Source organism: Kitasatospora purpeofusca, assembly GCF_000718025.1.
Lineage (GTDB): Bacteria > Actinomycetota > Actinomycetes > Streptomycetales > Streptomycetaceae > Kitasatospora > Kitasatospora purpeofusca.
This window is the reverse complement of the sequence record NZ_JODS01000036.1, coordinates 1-17,335: the sequence shown is the minus strand read 5'-3', so window position 1 is coordinate 17,335 and position 17,335 is coordinate 1. Positions and strand designations below refer to the sequence as shown.

The 17,335-nt window shown below is 75.7% G+C and carries 14 protein-coding genes; 7 read left to right on the top strand and 7 right to left on the bottom strand.

Features of this window, described 5'->3' with window-relative positions; all coding sequences use genetic code 11:
* Nucleotides 1-33: 33 nt before the first annotated feature.
* From IF01_RS0135030 to IF01_RS0135020, 3 genes are all read right to left on the bottom strand, one after another.
* On the bottom strand, nucleotides 34-792 hold the full coding sequence (locus IF01_RS0135030) for a thioesterase II family protein (RefSeq protein ID WP_030397655.1): 759 nt from the start codon (nucleotides 790-792) through the stop codon (nucleotides 34-36).
* Nucleotides 793-971: 179 nt separating this feature from the next.
* Nucleotides 972-1,601 (bottom strand): AAA family ATPase, encoded by a 630-nt coding sequence (locus tag IF01_RS42790; protein ID WP_094745719.1) that lies wholly within the window; start codon nucleotides 1,599-1,601, stop codon nucleotides 972-974.
* 308 nt (nucleotides 1,602-1,909) lie between these two features.
* A complete protein-coding gene (locus IF01_RS0135020) occupies nucleotides 1,910-2,428 on the bottom strand; it encodes an Imm21 family immunity protein (protein WP_030397653.1) in 519 nt (172 codons plus the stop codon).
* 318 nt (nucleotides 2,429-2,746) lie between these two features.
* Here IF01_RS0135020 and IF01_RS0135015 point away from each other — a divergent pair, with 318 nt between their 5' ends.
* The 4 genes from IF01_RS0135015 to IF01_RS0135000 all read left to right on the top strand — a co-directional run bounded on the left by IF01_RS0135015 (nucleotide 2,747) and on the right by IF01_RS0135000 (nucleotide 6,638).
* Complete coding sequence (locus IF01_RS0135015; RefSeq protein WP_078880570.1) at nucleotides 2,747-4,342, top strand: AMP-binding protein; 1,596 nt, start codon at nucleotides 2,747-2,749, stop codon at nucleotides 4,340-4,342.
* Between the two features lie 183 nt (nucleotides 4,343-4,525).
* Complete coding sequence (locus IF01_RS0135010) at nucleotides 4,526-4,711, top strand: hypothetical protein (protein ID WP_030397651.1); 186 nt, start codon at nucleotides 4,526-4,528, stop codon at nucleotides 4,709-4,711.
* A gap of 186 nt (nucleotides 4,712-4,897) precedes the next feature.
* A complete protein-coding gene (locus tag IF01_RS0135005) occupies nucleotides 4,898-5,734 on the top strand; it encodes an aldolase (RefSeq protein WP_051756817.1) in 837 nt (278 codons plus the stop codon).
* Between the two features lies 1 nt (nucleotide 5,735).
* Nucleotides 5,736-6,638, top strand: coding sequence for a dihydrodipicolinate synthase family protein (locus IF01_RS0135000; RefSeq protein WP_030397649.1), 903 nt, complete (start codon nucleotides 5,736-5,738; stop codon nucleotides 6,636-6,638).
* A gap of 86 nt (nucleotides 6,639-6,724) precedes the next feature.
* Here the strand turns inward: IF01_RS0135000 and IF01_RS0134995 are convergent, their stop codons facing one another.
* Nucleotides 6,725-7,300: a helix-turn-helix domain-containing protein gene (locus IF01_RS0134995; protein ID WP_037782335.1), complete on the bottom strand. Its 576-nt coding sequence runs from the start codon at nucleotides 7,298-7,300 to the stop codon at nucleotides 6,725-6,727.
* 174 nt (nucleotides 7,301-7,474) lie between these two features.
* On the opposite strand from IF01_RS0134995, the gene IF01_RS0134990 reads away from it, so the two are divergent.
* Entirely contained in the window at nucleotides 7,475-8,398 is a 924-nt protein-coding gene (locus IF01_RS0134990) for a phytoene/squalene synthase family protein (protein WP_030397647.1), read from the top strand.
* Nucleotides 8,399-8,498: 100 nt separating this feature from the next.
* Here the strand turns inward: IF01_RS0134990 and IF01_RS0134985 are convergent, their stop codons facing one another.
* The 3 genes from IF01_RS0134985 to IF01_RS0134975 form a co-directional block, all read right to left on the bottom strand.
* Nucleotides 8,499-9,491 carry an ABC transporter ATP-binding protein gene (locus IF01_RS0134985; protein WP_030397646.1) on the bottom strand — a complete coding sequence of 331 codons (993 nt, stop codon included), beginning with the start codon at nucleotides 9,489-9,491 and terminating at the stop codon, nucleotides 8,499-8,501.
* A gap of 181 nt (nucleotides 9,492-9,672) precedes the next feature.
* Complete coding sequence (locus IF01_RS48685) at nucleotides 9,673-12,483, bottom strand: FtsX-like permease family protein (RefSeq protein WP_030397645.1); 2,811 nt, start codon at nucleotides 12,481-12,483, stop codon at nucleotides 9,673-9,675.
* Nucleotides 12,480-15,827, bottom strand: coding sequence for an FtsX-like permease family protein (locus tag IF01_RS0134975; RefSeq protein ID WP_051756815.1), 3,348 nt, complete (start codon nucleotides 15,825-15,827; stop codon nucleotides 12,480-12,482). The genes IF01_RS48685 and IF01_RS0134975 overlap by 4 nt, the downstream gene beginning before the upstream one ends.
* A gap of 391 nt (nucleotides 15,828-16,218) precedes the next feature.
* On the opposite strand from IF01_RS0134975, the gene IF01_RS0134970 reads away from it, so the two are divergent.
* A complete protein-coding gene (locus IF01_RS0134970) occupies nucleotides 16,219-16,938 on the top strand; it encodes an ABC transporter ATP-binding protein (RefSeq protein ID WP_030397643.1) in 720 nt (239 codons plus the stop codon).
* Nucleotides 16,939-17,247: 309 nt separating this feature from the next.
* Nucleotides 17,248-17,335, top strand: an 88-nt coding sequence (locus IF01_RS47860; RefSeq protein WP_157855224.1) for an NAD-dependent epimerase/dehydratase family protein, incomplete at its 3' end; no start/stop codon positions are given.

The window sequence follows — 17,335 nt, the reverse complement described above, 5'->3', positions numbered from 1 at the left end:
GACGACCGGTGACGACCGGTGACGACCGGCGACTCAGATCTCGCGCAGGTGGGACTTCAGCACGTCCAGCACGCCGGTCCGCTCGTGGGTCAGGTAGAAGTGCCCGCCGGGGAAGACCTTCAGCTCGAAACCGCCGGTGGTGTGCGCGGCCCAGTCGCCCGCCTGGTCGAGGGTCACCCGCGGGTCGTTGTCGCCGGTCAGGGAGGTCACCGGCACCTGGACCGTGTCCTCCGGCGCGGCCACGTAGGTCTCGACGGCCGTGTAGTCGCCGCGCAGCGAGGGCAGGATCATCGCCCTCAACTCCGGGTCGGCCAGAAGGCGTTCGTCAGTGCCGCCGAGCCTGGCCAGCTCGGCCAGCAGGCCCTCGTCGGGCAGCAGGTGCACGGCGGAGTCGCGCGGCTCGGACGGCGCCCGGCTGCCCGAGGCGACCAGCCGCACCGGACCGGCCACCTTGTCGCGCTCGAACCGGCGGGTCACCTCGAAGGCGACCGCCGCCCCCATGCTGTGCCCGAACAGGACCAGCGGGCGGTCCGCCCACGGCCGCAGCGCGGCATAGACCCGGTCGGCCAGCTCGGGCAGCGAGTCGAGCGCCCGCTCGTCGATCCGGTCCAGCCGGCCGGGGTACTGGGTGGCGAGCACGTCCGCGTAGGGCGACAGCTCGGCCGACCAGTCCCGGAAGAAGCCCGCCGAGCCGCCCGCGTGCGGGAACATCACGACCCGGACGGGCGCCGTGTCGAACGGATGGAAACGGCGGAACCAGAGGCTGTCGGTGACGGCGGTGGGGCCGGGCATAGGGTGCGCTCCCTCGCGACTGACTGATCGGCAGGACGGTCTACCCGCACAGTCTCCCCGGCCGACCCTTACCCGCGTCAACCGCCCACCGGAACAGGATCGTCCGGCCACGGTCCATCGGCGGCTCCCGGGCGGCGCGGTGGACCGGTCCGAAGGCCGGGCCGGCGGTCGAGCACGGGTCAGCCCCCGTCGGCCACCGCGTCGCGGCCGAACCGCGCCTCGGCCGCCCGCGAGCGGGACCGGCCGTCCAGCAGCAGCACCGACGCCGCCTCCGGCACCGGCGTCCCCCCGTCGCCCCGGGTGTGCGCGGTGAGCGCCGCGATCAGCTGGTCCAGGCCCCGGCGGTGGCGGGCGAAGACCCGGTTCGAGGCCCAGCGTCCGCGGGCCCGCTGACCGGCCAGGGCGGTCGCCGCCCCGACGTCGAGCAGGACGAGGTGCAGCTCCCGCCCCTGCCGGGCGGCCTCGCGGGCCAGCCAGCGGCGCATCCACGCCCGGCTGCCGCAGTCGTGCACCAGCAGCGGGCCGCCCCGGCGCAGCGAGCGGCGCAGCAGCCGGAAGTGCTCCAGCCGGGCCCAGGGGCGGTAGACCGCGTACGGCAGGCGGTCCGGCATGACGGCGGCGCAGGCCTCGTGCACGGCGCGCGGGTCGACGGTCACGGCCTGCGGCGCGCGGGCGGACCAGCGCCGCAGCAGGGTGCTCTTGCCGCTGCCGGGCAGCCCGGAGACGACCACGACCGCGTCGGCCGGGTAGAGCACGACGAACGGCTCGCCGGCCACGCCGCGCAGGTCCACCGGTCCCCGCGGTTCCATCCCCGCCCCCGCCGTCCGGCCCGCGCCCGGCGCGCCCGCCCTCGCTCCGCCCACGATGGCCGACCCGTCCATACTGCTCACCCGTCCCGTCCGTGCCCGACCTGGAACGATAACAATCCACGCCGCCGACTCCCGCCACGGTTCCCGGCGCCCGGTCCCCGCTGCCGGAGGCGTGCGGCGGCGGGGCTGTCCACGGACACCGCGGCAACCGGACGGGCGGACGGGCGGACAGCTCGCGGTCCCTGCCGGCGAACAGTACGCCTCCTGCCGCAGGACGACTCCTCGTCACGCGCTCCGGTCCGGACGCATCACCCCGGGAGGCGGCGCACGGCGACCAGCGTGAGCGCGGTCTGCGGGTCGGGTTCGACGTAGGCGGCACGAACGCCGTAGGACCCGGCCTGCAGGTCGACCCGTACGTGCTCCTGCAGACGGGACTCCTCACCCGTCCAGACCGAGTCGAACAGCACGACCGGCCCCGGCACCTTCCAGGTCAGCTCCGGCTCCCACGGAGCGGCACGCATCGCCGCGTCCACGCTCCCGAGCATCGCCTCCTCGGACTCCGCCGCCGACCAGCGCACGAACACACCCTGTGCCAGCAGGTAGGCGGTCGCGGCGGGTTCGTCCCCGAGGACCAGGCCTTCCGCCGAGCCGACCCGGAGCAGCCCGATGAAGCCCTCGACGGCACAGGCCCGGTCGTAGTCGTCACCGGCGTCGTCGTTCCCGGCCGATCCCGACCACGCCTCCAGCACGACCTCGGGAAGCACGACGAACGGCCCCCCGAGGGACTCCACCCACGCCACAGCTCCCGGCTCTCCGTACCTGACCATGCGCGGAACCTATCCGCCGGGTCCGACAGCCGGCCTCCGAGCTCGACGCCTCGGCGGAACGGGATCGGGTCCGGTCGGCACCGGACGGTCCGGCCCGGCCTGGCTCGGCCGGGATCAGCGGTGGCTCCGGAGGGGCAGGCAGCGGAGTCGGCACGAGGTACCGGCGACACGCGGGTGGGCGCGAGGGGCTTCCGGTCGGCGGGCGACGCTCCCGGGGCGGACCCCGGCGGGTGGGGCGGGGTCGAGGGTCCTATGGTGGTCGCCGTTCATGATGCACCGTCAGATCCCCGGGCCGCCGGGGCGGGTGGAGGGCGCCAAGTGACGGAGACGCTGCGGGCCGGGGCGGGTGGGGCGGATGCCGGGGTGGCGGGCGCGACGTACACCGGGCAGGTGCTGGCGGGGCTGGCGCGTGATCCGGGGCGGGTCGCGCTGCGGTACGGGGAGCGGTCCCTGACGGCCGCCGAGTGCCTCGACGCAGTGCACCGGCTCGCCCGGGCCCTGCGGTCCACCGGGCTGGGGCGCGGCGACGGGGTCACGCTGCTGGCCGGGAACCGGCCGGAGGCGCTGCTGGTGCGGCTCGCCGCGAATCTGATCGGCTGCCGGGTGGCGATGCTCCCCGCCGGCCGGACGGTCGCGGAGCTGATCGCGCTGGCCGCTTCGGCGGGGACCGAGGCGTTCGTGTTCGACCCGGAGGGGTGCGGCGCGGCGGCCGCCGGGATCGCGGGCGCGCTGCCGTCGGCCCGGCTGCTGGCCCTCGGCCCCGGCCCGCTCGGCACGGACCTGACGGCACTGGCCGAACCGCTGTCGCCCGCGCCGGTGGCGCCCCGGTTCCGGCCGCAGGACGTGATGGCGATCCGGTTCACCGGCGGCTCGACCGGGCGGCCGAAGGGGGTGCAGCGCGGCTTCGCCCGGCCGCCGCGCCCGGAGCTGGTCGCCGGGTCGGTGTTCCTGCTGTGCACGGCGCTCTGCCACGGCGGCGGGACGACGGCCGACCTGGCCCTGGCGGCGGGCGGCACGGTGGTGCTGCAGGACGGCTTCGCGGCGGCGGAGGTCCTGGCGGCGATCGAGCGGTACCGGGTGACCCGGGCCTACCTCCCGCCGCACCTGCTGTACCGGGTGCTCGACCACCCCGCGCTGGCCCGGACCGACCTCGGCAGTCTGCGCCGCGTCACCTACACCGGCTGCCCGGCGGCCCCGGAGCGGCTGGCCGAGGCCACCCGCCGGCTGGGCCGGGTGCTGCACCAGACGTACAGCCTCACCGAGTGCGGCCCGGTGACCCGGCTCACCCCGGACGAGCACCTCGACCCCCGGCTGCTGACCACGGCCGGGCGGCCGCTCCCGGACACCGGGGTGCGGATCCTGGACGAGCACGGCCGGCCTCTGCCGACGGGCGACGTCGGGCGGATCTGGGTGCGCACGCCGACCGCGATGCAGGGCTACTGGCGCGACCCCGGGGCGACCGCGAGGGTGCTCCGGGACGGCTGGCTGGACACCGGCGATCTGGGCGCGCTGGACGGCTCGGGGTATCTGACGGTGGCCGGGCGGCACGATCCGGTGGCGATCGTCGACGCGCACAACGTCTTCCCCCGCGAGGTCGAGGGCCCGCTGCTGACGCACCCGGCGGTGCGCGAGGCGGTCATGTTCACCACCACCGACCGGGACCGGCTCCAGCACGCGCACGCCGCCGTGACGGTGGCCCCCGGCAGCGGGGTGACGGTGGCGGAGCTGCGCCGGTGGGTGCGGGAGCGGGGCGGGCCGCTGTGCGAGCCGGCGACGATCCTGGTGCTCCCGGACCTCCCGCTGTCCGGGACCGGCAAGCCGGACCTGGGGGCGCTCCGGGCCCTGGTACCGGATGCAGCCGCCCCGACCGACCCGGCCGCCCCTGCGGTGCCCCGGCACCCCCGGCACCGGTGACGACGGCACCAGGGGCGCACGGCCCGGCGTAGTGCACGCCGTTCGTGCTTCGACCGCCCGCGCGCACGACCGTGCGCGCGGCGGTCAGTAGGCGGAACCGCCCGTGGACACTCGACCTCGTCGGCCGGTCTGCCGATATCCCCGGCGGCACTCCCTCGCGCCGTCCCCCTGGAGGCATCTCCCGTGACCTGGCTCCGCGTCCTCACCGCCCTCGGCATCCTCGCCGCGGCGGCGAGCGCCATCCTCGTCTTCGCCCTCTGCACGGCCGCCGGCCGGGGCGACCGCATCGACCGGGGCGCCCCCGGCAGCGATCTGCGCTCGGACGCCGAGCGCTCGGGGCTGATCCGTCGCACGAGCGGAGAAAGCTGACGCCCGGGCGGCCCGTTCCCGCTCCGAACCCGGGGTCACCGTCGGCGTCGCTCCCGGCATCACTGTCGACGCCAGGACACGACGTGTCCTATGGTGAACACAGTGTCCTGCTGGTGCGCCCGGCACGCGACACCAGGCCGCCGCGCGCCGCTGCGGCACGCCCCCGAACGAAGGAGCACCCCGGCCATGGCCGAGACCCTGACCACCGCCAAGGCGGACCTGGTCGACCTCGCGCACCGCAGAATGCGCACCGCGATCCCCGACAACGACTGGACCATCCGCCAGAAGCTGGCCCTCACCTGCCGGATCCTCTTCGAGGCCGGACACGACTCCGGCCTGGCCGGCCAGATCACCGCCCGCGCCGAACGGCCGGGCACCTACTACACCCAGCGGCTCGGCCTCGGCTTCGACGAGATCACCGAGGACAACCTCCTCCTGGTCGACGAGGACCTCGAGGTCCTGGAGGGCGAGGGCATGGCCAACCCCGCCAACCGCTTCCACAGTTGGGTGTACCGGGCCCGCCCCGACGTCTCCTGCATCATCCACACCCACCCGGCTCACATCTCCGCGCTGTCGATGCTGGAGACGCCCCTGGTCGTCTCGCACATGGACCTCACCCCGCTGTACGAGGACTGCGCCTTCCTGGAGAGCTGGCCCGGCATCCCGGTCGGCAACGAGGAGGGCGAGATCATCACCGCCGCGCTCGGCGACAAGCGGGCCCTGCTGCTGGCCCACCACGGCATGCTGGTCGCCACGGCCGGCGTGGAGGAGTCCTGCACCCTCGCCGTGCTCTTCGAACGGGCCGCCCGGCTCCAACTGCTGGCCTCGGCGGCCGGCCGGATCCAGGAGATACCCGCGCCGCTCGCCCGGGAGGCCCACGACTGGACCTCCACCGTCAAGCGCAGCCAGGCCAACTTCGCGTACTACGCCCGCCGCGCCCTGCGGGCCGGGCACGGCGACGCGATCAACGTCAACGCCGTCAACGCCGTCAACGACGACGCGACTTCCGAGGGTGGTGCCTGAGATGACCGGACTCGCACTGGAAGGGATCATCGCCTACCCGGTCACCCCGTTCGCTTCGGGCGAGCAGGGCGGCGACGACGGCGGCGTGGACACCGAAGCCCTCACCGCCCTGGTGGACCGGCTGATCGACGCCGGCTGCCACGCGATCGCCCCGCTCGGCTCCACCGGCGAGAGCGCCTACCTGGACGACCAGGAGTGGTACACCGCCGCCGAGGCCTCGCTCGCCGCGGTCGCCGGCCGGGTGCCCGCCGTGGTAGGTGTCGCGGACCTCACCACCCGGGGCGCGGTCCGGCGCGCCCGGTTCGCCGAACAGGCGGGCGCGGACGCCGTGATGGTGCTGCCGCAGGCCTACTGGAAGCTCGACGAGCGTGAGGTGGCCGGCCACTTCACGGCCGTGGCGGACGCGGTCAGCGTCCCGGTGATGCTCTACAACAACCCCGCCACCAGCGGGGTCGACCTCTCCCCCGAGCTGATGGTCTCGCTGGTCGAGCGGGTGGAGAACATCACCATGGTGAAGGAGAGCAGCGGCGACGTACGGCGGATGCACCGGCTCACACAACTCACCGACGGCGCCCTGCCGTTCTACAACGGCAGCAACCCGCTCGCGCTGGCGGCCTTCTCGGCCGGCGCGGCGGGCTGGTGCACCGCCGCGCCCTGCCTGATCCCCGGGCCGGTCCTGGAACTCCACCGCGCCGTCCGGGCGGGTGAGTGGGACCTCGCCCTGGAGGTCTTCCAACGCCAGCTCCCGGTACTGGAGTTCATCCTGGGCGGCGGCCTGCCCACCACCGTGAAGGCCGGTCTGGCCCTGCTCGGTCTGGACGTCGGCGAGCCGCGCCGTCCGCTGCTGCCCCTGGACCGGGCCGGGACCGCCCGCCTCGCGGAGCTGCTCTCCGCCGCGGGCTGAGCCGCCGACGCCGCAGCGGCCCCGGTACCGCTCAGGCGGTACCGGGGCCGATGCGCGTCAGGAGCGTACGCCGGGGCCGGTGCGCGTCAGGGCAGGGTCGGGACGCGGTCGGCGGGACCGGACGGCTCGTCGTGGATGACCACGAGGACCGCGGCGGGCCGGCCGCCGGTGGAGCGGCAGCGGTGCGGCAGGGCGGAGTTGAAGTACACGCTGTCGCCCGGCCCCAGGGTCACCGTGCGCTCCGGGAACTCCAGCTCGGCGGTGCCCTCGTGGACGAAGAGGTACTCCTCCCCCGCGTGGGACTTGAACGGCGGGTCGACCGGATCCGTCGGCGGGTGCATCATGAACGGCACCATCCGCTTGTCGGTCAGACCGGTCGCGATGCCCTCGTAGCGGGTGTCGCCCGGACCGGTCCCGGCGCCCATCTGGGTCCGCTCGTCGGCCCGGACCACGGTGATCAGCTCGGGCTCCACCTCGTCCGAGAACAGCCGGCCGACATCGACGTTCAGCGCGTGCGCGAGTTTGAGCGCGGTCGAGATCGACGGGTCGCTGAGGCCGCGTTCCACCTTGGACAGATAGCTCTTGGTCACCCCGACCCGCTCCGCCAGTGCCTCCAGACTGAGCCGGTTCTGCTTCCTCAGCACCCGCACCCGGCTGCTCATGTGCCGCCCCTCACCACCTGCCGCCGCGGAATGGACCGGTCCAGTATCCCACCCGGGCCCGGCCTCCCCACCCGGGCCCGACGGCCCCCGACGGCCCCCGACGGGCCCGGGCCCCGGGATCCGGGGGACACGCCATAGGCTCGGTCCTTCCGAGCAGAGGGACGGGTGAGCCGAGTGGGCAGGTGGGAACGGGCGCTGGACGCGGCCGGGGTGCGGGAGGCGGGGCTGCGGGCCGACTACGGGCGGCAGCGGGAGCAGGTGACCCGCTACCGGCGCGAGGTCGCGGTGGCGGCCGGGCTGCTGCTGCCGGAGCGGACCGTCCCGCACGTGATCGCGGCGGCCGCGTTCATGCACCGGACCGACACCCTGCTCGACAGCGGCCCGCTCGCGGAACGGCGGGCGGCCGCCGCCCGCTGGCACGAGGAAGTGACCCGCAGCCTCGCCGAGGGCCGGACCGACGACCCCGAGCTGCGGCCGCTGCTGCACAGCGCGGCGGCCCGTCCCGAGCTGCGCGACCGGGTCCTGGACCACCTCGCCGCGGCCGAGGCCGATCTCGACTTCACCGGTTTCGACACCGAGGCGGACTACCAGCGCTACGTGGACGGGTACTCGCTGCCGGGCTTCATGGTCGTCGCCGCGCTGCTCGGCCCGGCCGGCGACCAGTCGGAGTACCGCGCCGCGTGCCGGACCTTCATCGACGGCAGCCAGCGGCTCGACTTCGTCAACGATCTCGCCGAGGACCTGGCGGAGGGCCGGCTGACCGTCCCCCGGGACCGGCTGGAGCGGCACGGGGTCACCCGCGCCGATCTGGAACAGGCCCGCGACCTGCCGGCGGTCCGGGAGCTGCTCGGCGGCCTGCTGGACGAGGCGGACCGCACCCTGGCCGAGGCCCGGACCGTGATCGGGCTGGTCCCGGCCGTCCACCGGCCGATGGTCCGCTGCATCGTCGGGGTGGAGCAGCTCACCGGGGCGGCGGCGCGCGCCGACCTCGGCGCGCTGCTGCGCCGCTCGGCGAGCCCCGCCAAGCCCGCCGCGCTGCGGCTGCTCGCCCGGGAGTACCTCCGGTTCCGCCGGGAGGACCGCCGGTCCCGCCGCTGACACTCCGACAGCGACGGGACCGACGGCGGACCCCCAGCGACCCTCAGCGGCCCTCGGGACCCTCAGTGGCCCTCAGGACCCTCAATGGCCCTCAGGACCCTCAATGGCCCTCGAGGTCGTCCGGGCGGACGGCGATGTGGTCGGGGGCCAGCTCGACGGCGACCCGGTGCTCCATGCCCAGCGCCTCCAGGAACTTGGCCGGGAGCTGGACCCGGCCGGTGCGGTCCAGCATCACGTACTCGGTCTCGTTGACCGACTCCTCGCCGTGCTCGTCGGTGAGGGTGCGGCGGAGCACCTCGCTGCTGGTGCGGCCGTCGCGGATGGCGACCGTGCGGCGCACCTCCCCGGCCACCATCGGGTCGTGGGTGACGATCACCACGGTGGCGCCGAGTTCGCGGTTGACGGTGCGGAAGGCCTCGAAGATGCTCGCCCCGGTCTCCGAGTCGAGCTCACCGGTGGGCTCGTCGGCGAGCAGCACCGGCGGGTTGTTGGCCATGGCGACGGCGATGGCGACGCGCTGCTGCTGGCCGCCGGACATCTCGGTCGGGCGCCGGCGGGCGAGTTCGCCGATCTCCAGCGCCTCCATCAGCTCGGCGACCCGGGCCGCCTGCTGCCGGGAGCCGACGCGCGAGGACCGGCCGCCGCGCAGCTGCATCGGCAGGGCGATGTTCTCGGCGGCGGTGAGGAACGGCAGCAGGTTGCGGGCGGTCTGCTGCCAGATGAAGCCGACCACCTCGCGGCGGTAGCGCAGCCGTTCCCGGGCGGACATCTCCAGCAGGTCGCAGCCGGCCACGGTGGCGGTGCCGGCGGTCGGTACGTCGAGCCCGGCCAGGATGGTCAGCAGGGTCGACTTGCCGCTGCCGGAGGCGCCGACCAGGGCGACCAGGTCGCCCTGCCGGATGGTCAGTTCGAGCCCTTGGAGGGCCTGCACCTCGACGCCCTGGGCGCTGAAGATGCGGACCAGCCGGTCGCAGACGATGGCCGCGTCCGCGCTGTGCGCCGCCGGTCCGGCCGCGGCGGCGCGGGCGCGCTCCTGGAGTTCCTGGAAGGTGGGGGCCGGGGCGGTCTTCTGGTCCTGGGCGCTGCCGTTCACCGCGGTGCTCCTCTCGTCGGCGTGGGGCCTGTCGTCGTGGGTGTGGTCGGCGTTCCGGGAGCGGCCCCGGACGCGGCGCCGGGGTCGGTCCCGGACGCCGGGTCGGACCCGGGGTCGTTCCCGGACGCCGGGTCGGACCCGGGGTCGTTCCCGGCCCCGGACGGGGATCGGGGCGGGAGGGTCATCGCTGGTCCCCCGCCCGCAGTTCGGTGGCGATCTGCCGCCGGCCGGCGATCAGCGCCTCGGCGACGACGCCCGCGGAGACGAGGGCGGCGAGGCCCACCGTCGGCAGCAGCACCGGCGGGACGGCGACCGGCAGGCCGGGCGCGATGTCCGCGCCGACCAGCACCGACAGGTCGAAGGCGGGCCCGAGCAGCGCGACCGCCGCGACCGCGACCAGGCCGCCGCCGACCGCCGCGACCAGGGTCTGCGGCAGCGTCTCGATCAGGATCAGGGTCAGGCCCTGCCGGGGCCGCAGGCCCATGGTGCGCAGCCGGGCCAGCAGCGCGGTGCGCTCGGGCGCGGCCCGGACCAGGGTGAGCAGGACGGCCAGCAGGGCGAGGGTGCCGGCCCCGAGGACGGCGGTCCAGAACAGCCGGGCCGCGGCGGACTGGAGCGGGTCGGCGGCGAGGGCGGCGCTCACGGCCGCGCTGGTGCGCACGCTGTAGCCGGGGGGCAGTCCGTCGTTCCCTTCGCCGGCCGCGGTGGGGAAGGCGGTGGCCCGCTGGGCTTCGGTGGCGATCTGCTCGCGCACCAGGCTCCGCAGCCGGTCCTGGTCGACGGAGCCGGTGGCCAGCCAGAGGTTGGCGCGGCCGAGTTCGGGCGCGAGGGCGACGGCCGGGCCGGCCGGGAGGACGACGAACAGGCGGTCGTCGCCCTGGAGCGCCGGGGTGCCGTCGACGGTGGCGGCGGTGCTGGTGAGCAGTTCCCCGCCGTTGGGCAGCCGGAGGCGGTGGGTGGCGCCCGGGCCGAGCTTGCGGGCGAGGGCGGTGGAGACCAGGGCGGGCACCGGGGCGTCCGCCGCGCCGGTGCCGCCGGAGAGCGCGGCCGCGTCGAAGGCGCCCCGCCCGAGCGAGCGGGACATCTCCGCGTACGCGACCGGGTCGGCGACCACGGCGAAGACCCGGGTGGAGCCGTTGCCGTCGAGCACGAACACCTCGGTGTCGGCCCAGATCCGGGCGGAGGCGCGGACCCCGGGCAGCTTGGCGGCCGCCTCGGCGAAGCCCTCCGACACCGGGACGCCGATCGGGACGACCACCGAGGCGTCGCCGCCGACGGTCAGCCGGGCGGCGTGGGTGCGCTCGGTGTCGACGGCCCCGAGCACGGTGGAGCCGAAGCCCGCGGTGGTGACGGCGAGCAGCAGGGCGATCAGGGGCAGGACGGAGGGCCGGGCCCCTTCGGTGCTGCCCCGGGCGGCGCGGGCCAGGCCGAGGAAGCCGATGGCGCCGGGCCGCCGGGTGGCCACCCGGGCGAAGGCGCCGAGCAGCAGCGGCTGGAGGCGGGCGAGCAGCAGTCCGCCGGTGAGGGCGAGCAGCAGCGGTGCGGCGACCAGCAGCGGGTCGACGCCCGTCCCGGTGGGGGCGACGCCGCGCCGCCGGACCTCGGCGACGGCGGCGACGGTCAGGGCCAGGACGGCGAGTTCGCCGGCCAGGCGCCGCCGGCCGCTGCCGGCCCGGGGCCGCGACCAGAGCCGGGCGGCGCGCACCGGCAGGGTGAGCAGGGAGAACAGGGCGACGGCCGCGCCGGCCAGGACGGCGCCGCCCCAGCGCGGGCTGGGCAGCAGCCACAGCGCGAGCGCCCCGGCGAGGACGGCGGGCAGCAGGACGGTGACGACGCCTTCGCCGAGCAGTCGCCCGACGACGCCGCTCCGGGAGCCGCCGCGGGCCTGGAGCAGGCGCAGTTCGGCGGAGCGCCGGTCGCCGGCGAGGGCGGCGGCCAGGCCGAGCACGACCAGGCCGACGCCGGCCAGGCCGGCCGGGCCGATGGCGGCGAGCGGCGCGGCGGCCTGCTGCCGGGCGGTGGCCTTGTCCAGCAGGTCCGGCAGCGGCGAGGTGATCTGCAGGCCGGGGCGGCTGGTGGCGTTCGCCAGTGCGTTGGCGGTGTTCCCGGTGAGGAAGGCGGCGAGTTCCCGGTCGGTGCGGTCGAGTCGGTCGGCGCGCAGCCGGTCGACGTCGACCGGGATCCGCCAGAAGTCCTGGGCGCCGGTCTGCCAGGTCTGGACCGCGTCGAGGGCGCTGCCGTCGACGAGTCCGGTGAGGCGCCAGTAGGCGTAGGACTGCTTGCCCCGGGTGAAGTCGAGGCAGGCCTGGACGGGGCAGGAGAGTTCGGCCCAGTACGGGTCGTTGCGGTCCTTGGCGTCGAGGATGCCGACCACCTCGGCCTTGCGCGGTTCCTCCCCGTCGAGGGCCTCGCCGGTGTTCAGCATGTCGCCGAGGTGGACCCCGAGGGTGGTGGCGGAGTCGCGGACGAGTGCGATCGGGACCGGCGCGGCGACGCCCTTGGGGGCGTCAGGCCAGCGGCCCTCGGCGAGCGTGGTGTGCTCGCGCAGGCCCTGGACGTAGAGCAGGCCCATCTGCGGGTCGACGCCTTCGGGCCGGGCCAGGCCGGGGTTGGTCAGGGAGCGCGACTTGCCGCTGCGGGCGCCGTAGACGAGTCCGCCCGGGGCGACGGCGAGGGTGGGGCCGACGTGGGCGGCGAGCAGGGCGGCGTCGTCGTCCAGGGTCTTGGCCCCGCCGGCCAGCGCGGCGGAGGCGTACATGCTGGTGGCGACGGTGCCCCGGTCGCGGAGGAAGTCGCGCAGGCCGTGGTCGGCGGCCCGGTCGAGGACCCGCGGGAAGGCGGTGGCCAGGAAGACCGTGCCGAGCGCGAGGACGGCGGTGAGCAGGGCGGCGAGCGGGGTCGCGCGCAGCCGGGTGCGCACCCACGGGGCCGGGCGGTGGCCCGCTCCGGTGCCCGTGGGTCGGGGGGCGGTGGTGGCGGCCGGGCCGGTCACATCTCCTCCAGGTGCCGCAGGCGCTGCGCCACGTCGCGGCGGCGGCGGCCGCCGAGCAGGGCCGAGAGCAGGGGGACGGCGGAGATCGCGACGGCCAGCAGCGCGGCGGTGCCGAGCGGCAGGGCCACCAGGGCCTCCGGGACGGGGCGGCGGGCCGCCGGGGTGAGGACGACGAGGGGCACGATCAGATGGACGATCAGGGCCCCGAGGGCGAGTCCGACGACGCTGCCGAGGCCCACCAGGACGGCCTGTTCGGCGGCGGCGGTGCGGACCAGGCGGCGCCTGGGGGCGCCGAGGGCGAGCAGCAGCGCGGAGTCGCGGGAGCGCTGGCCGGCGGCGGCGGCCCCGGCGGCGCCGAAGCCGATCGCGGCGAGCACGGTGGTGACGACGGCGATGGCGGCGAGGGCGTTCTGCGGGGCCGCGCTGAGCGGGTCGCCGAGCAGGTCGGCGGCGACCTCGTCGCGGAGCTGGAGTCCGGGGGTGCCGGGCGCGGCGCGCAGTGCGGCGGCGGCCTGGGCGGGGGTCCGGTCGTCCGGTCCGGTGGCGGGCAGCCACCATTCGGCGGGGGCGGGTGTCTCCCGGCCGCCGACGGCGAGCGTCCGGCCGACCGCGCCGAGGTCGACGAGCACCGCGTTGTCGCCGACGACGGGCAGGGAGGACACCTCGCCGGTGATCCGCACCGGCACCGTGGTGAGGCCGAACGGCACCCGGACGGTCGCGCCGACGGCGGAGCCGGTGGCGGTGAGGTAGCCGCGGGTGGCGACGCCGGGGATCGCGGCCGGGGGCTTGGCCTCGGCCGGGGTGATGACGGCGCGCCGGTTGCTGAGGGCGTTGGAGCCGATGCCGTAGCGCACGCTCAGCAGTTTCCGGTCGTCGGAGGTGCCGGGGACGACGTCCACGCCGACCGGGCGTTCGGCGGCGTCGCCGCTGGTGCTCCAGCCGAGTCCGGCGGGGACGGCGGCCGGTACCCCGGGGTCGCCGGCGCGGTCGGCGGCGGCGAGCCGGCGGATCGTCAGTTCACCGGTGTCCTTGGGGCCGAGGGAGAGGGTCAGGCCGATCACGGAGAGCGGCGCGGACACCGAGCTGAGGCCGCCGTCGGTGAGCGCGGCGAGGTCGACGGTGGCGCGGGCGTCACCACTGGCGGGGATGCCGGTGACCGGGGCGACGAAGGAGAGGTTGTGGCCGTCCCGGAGCAGCAGCCAGGCTTCCGGGGCCCTGGGTGCCGGGGCCGGTCCGAAGCTGTCGTCGGTGGCCGCGGCGGGGCGCGGGCCGGGGGTGTAGGTGAGGTCGACGTCGATCCGCTGCGGCTTGCCGGGCAGCGGGACGCCGGTCGGGGCGGCGCCCGCGGTGTCGGCGGCGAGCGGGGTGAACAGGCTCTTCGGGTCCTGTCCGTCGAGCAGGTCGGAGCGGATCGGGACGTGCTCCGCGAAGGCGGCGGCGTCCAGGGCCAGGACCTGGCCGTGGGAGCCGTCGGGCAGCGACTGCTCCTGCCGGCCGACCGGGATGATCCGGTCGCCGCCGGGCAGGGCGCCGAACCGGCTGCCCTGGCCGATCGCGGCGGTGTGGGCGCCGTGGATGCGCAGGCCGCCGGCGGTGGCGAAGGAGGCCTGGTCCTGCTGGGAGTCGTTCCAGGTGTCGTGCTGACCGAGCGCCAGGACGCCGGTGGAGACGCCGAGCACCAGGAGCAGGACCGGTCCGCTGGCCTGGCCGGGGCGGCGGGCGAGCTGCCAGCCGACCAGGGCGGGGCCGAGGCCGCGGCCGCGGGCGGCCAGCCGGGCGCCGAGTCGGGCGACGAGCGGCAGCAGCCGCAGCACGAGCAGGGTGCCGGCGCCCAGGGCGAGCGTGGGGGTGGCGACCAGGACCGGGTCCAGGCCGAGGCGGCCGTCGGCGTCCGGGGACAACCCGCCGCTGTACTGGGAGAGTTGCTGGTAGGCGAGGACGGCCAGGGCGAGCAGGGCGAGGTCGGCGCCGGAGCGGGCCGCGCCGGCGGCCAGGGCCTGGCGGCGGCCGGCCCGGCGCAGTACGGCGGTGCCGGCGCCGCGCAGCAGCGCGGGGACGGCGGCGAGCAGGACGCAGCCGAGGGCGCAGGCGACCGAGACCGGCCACAGCGTCCAGTGCAGCGAGGTGTCCAGCGGCACGTGGCGCAGCGGGCCGAAGCCTCCGAGGACGCGCAGCAGCGGCGGGGTGAGCAGCGGGGCCAGCAGGGCGGCGGGCAGCGCGAGCAGCAGTGCCTCGACGGCGGTGTAGCCGCCGAGCCGGGTCCCGGAGGCGCCGCGGGCGGCGAGCAGGGCGTTCTCGGACTGCTGGCGGCTGGCGATGAGGTGGACGACGAGCAGCAGGGCGGCGGCGGCCAGCACGATCAGCTGGAGCGCGCCGATCAGCAGGGTGGACCGGGCGACCATCGCACCGGAGTCCAGTTCCCGCAGCAGGGCGGGGAGTTCGGTGCGGGCGATGAGTCCGGCGTTCCGGTTGAGCGCGTCGCCGGCCGGGGTGACCCGGTCGCGGACGGCGTCCACGGCGGCGGTGCCGACGCCGGTGAAGTCGGCGTCGATCAGCCAGCTGCGGCCGTTCTGGGGGATGCCGCCGGCACCGAAGGCGGTCTCGTCGACGAGCAGCGGGCCGTAGGTGGTGAAGCCGCCGGAGAGGATCTCGCGGCCCTGCACCGGGTCGAGCCGCCAGTAGAGGTCGGCGGGGTCGTTGGCGCGGTAGGCGCCGGTGACCCGGACCACCAGCGGGGGACCGCCGTAGCGGTCGGTGAGCCGGACCTCGGCGGGCAGGGCCTCGGCGGTGAGGCCGAGGCGGGTGAGCACGGACCTCGGGACGGCCGCCTGGACGGGGCCCGACGTGCCGGGGGCCGCGGCTGCGGGCCAGTCCCCGGCGAGGAGTTGGACGTGGCCGCGGTCGAGGGCGGCGAGCAGGGTGAGGTCGTCGGCCCTGGTGGTGCCGGGCTGTGCGCCGGTGTCCGCCGGGGCGGCCGGAGTGCCCGCCTGCTTGCCCGTCGGGGCAGCCTGCGCACCGCCCGCCGGGCCGGTCGGCAGTCCGTAGGAGCGGCTGCGGGACAGGCCGCGGGTCTCGGCCGGCAGGTCGCCGAAGAGCGTCCGGGCGTAGTCGGCGACCGCCTCGTCGTCCTTGGCCTTCCGGTCCAGCCCGTGCTCGGAGTTGACCACCACGGTGGTCCGCGGGTGGCCCGCGCCCTGCAGTGCCTGTCGCTGTCCGATCTCGCCGACGGTGCGCTGGAAGGCGACCAGCGCCGTGAGCACCGCCGTTGTGATCAGTACGGTGAGCAGGGCGGCTGTGGCCAGGGGCAGTCGCCCGCGCAGACGGCGCATGACAAAGCCGAGCATCCCGATCCTCCCCCGGTCGTCAATGGTGTCCGCGCCGCATCCGGTCCGGGCAGGTGTCTCGCACTGCGCGGACGGGCCCCCGGGGCGCTTTCGTCATGGTGATCACCGGCGCTTGATCACCGGATAGCGGACGATGCTTTCAGATCCGGTCAAGGAAAGGAAGGGACTTGCGCGAAGGATGTAAGTAATGAGCAAATGCTGCGCATCGCATGCGCAGTACGACAAGGCAATGCAGGTCGGCGGCCGACGGAGCACCAGGCCCGCGATTCTGCTAAGACATGAGCACTTCAAAGAAACGCTTCGAAGTACACCTCTCGAAGCAACACCGCGAAATCACCTCGGCCGGCCGCCGTCGGCAGGACCCGCCGGGCGAATCCCAGGGGGACGCCGCATGACTCAGCAACCGGCCGGCACCGTGACCACTCCCATGGTGGCCGTCACCGAGGTCCACCGCAGCTTCGGCTCCGGCGAGCGCGCCGTGCACGCCCTGCGCGGCGTCTCCTTCACCATCGGCCGCGGCGAACTCACCGCCCTCAAGGGCCGGTCCGGCTCCGGCAAGACCACCCTGCTCAACCTGGTCGGCGGCCTGGACGCCCCGACCGGCGGCACCATCACCCTGGACGGCACCGACCTCGGCAGCCTGGACGAGGACGGACGGCTCGCCCTGCGCCGCGACCGGCTGGGCTTCGTCTTCCAGTCCTTCGGCCTGCTGCCCGTGCTCACCGCCGCCGAGAACGTCGGCATCCCGATGCGGCTGCGCAAGGTGCCCGCCGCCCAGCGCGAGGAGCGCGCCCGCACCCTGCTCGCCCTGGTCGGACTGGCCGACCACGCCAACCAGCGCCCCGGGGAGCTCTCCGGCGGCCAGCAGCAGCGCGTCGCGATCGCCCGGGCCCTGGCCAACGAGCCCGACCTCATCATCGCGGACGAGCCGACCGGCCAGCTGGACTCCGAGACCGGCCGCTCGATCATGGAGCTGCTGCGCGCGGTGGTGCGCAGCGAGGGCGTCACCGTCCTGGTCGCGACCCACGACCCCAACCTGATGGAACTCGCCGACCGCGTGGTCGAACTCCGCGACGGCCGGGTCGTCGAGGAGCCAGCCACCGTCGGCTGACGACCGGCCCGACGGCCGGCGGCACGCAACCGGGCGGCGCCTGTTGTTGGGCCGTCAGAAGAAGAGCCCGACCGGTGCCCGCCGGTCGGGCTCTTTCGGTGGACGCCCTCGACCGGTCGCCCACCCGCTCGAAGCGGGCCGCGACCGCGCGCGCCGACAGCAGCAGATACCGGCGGGCTCTTGTCCTGGACCATTGCGATGTTGACTCGTGTCGTTTTACGTTTAATTATGTTTACTCGACTTGCCGGGGTGACCCACGGACTGCGGGAGCCCGCGCGAAGGACGACATGATCGGAGCGAGGTCGCATCATGAGTAAGTACCTGGTCACGGGTGGCGCCGGCTATGTCGGCAGTGTGGTCGCCGCCCACCTGCTGGAGGCGGGGCACCGGGTGACCG

Coding starts and splice junctions, on each gene's coding strand:
- IF01_RS0135030 (WP_030397655.1), bottom strand. CDS start 792: ATGCCCGGCCCCACCGCCGTCACCGACAGCCTCTGGTTCCGCCGTTTC.
- IF01_RS42790 (WP_094745719.1), bottom strand. CDS start 1,601: ATGGAACCGCGGGGACCGGTGGACCTGCGCGGCGTGGCCGGCGAGCCG.
- IF01_RS0135020 (WP_030397653.1), bottom strand. CDS start 2,428: ATGGTCAGGTACGGAGAGCCGGGAGCTGTGGCGTGGGTGGAGTCCCTC.
- IF01_RS0135005 (WP_051756817.1), top strand. CDS start 4,898: ATGGCCGAGACCCTGACCACCGCCAAGGCGGACCTGGTCGACCTCGCG.
- IF01_RS0135000 (WP_030397649.1), top strand. CDS start 5,736: ATGACCGGACTCGCACTGGAAGGGATCATCGCCTACCCGGTCACCCCG.
- IF01_RS0134995 (WP_037782335.1), bottom strand. CDS start 7,300: ATGAGCAGCCGGGTGCGGGTGCTGAGGAAGCAGAACCGGCTCAGTCTG.
- IF01_RS0134975 (WP_051756815.1), bottom strand. CDS start 15,827: ATGCTCGGCTTTGTCATGCGCCGTCTGCGCGGGCGACTGCCCCTGGCC.
- IF01_RS0134970 (WP_030397643.1), top strand. CDS start 16,219: ATGACTCAGCAACCGGCCGGCACCGTGACCACTCCCATGGTGGCCGTC.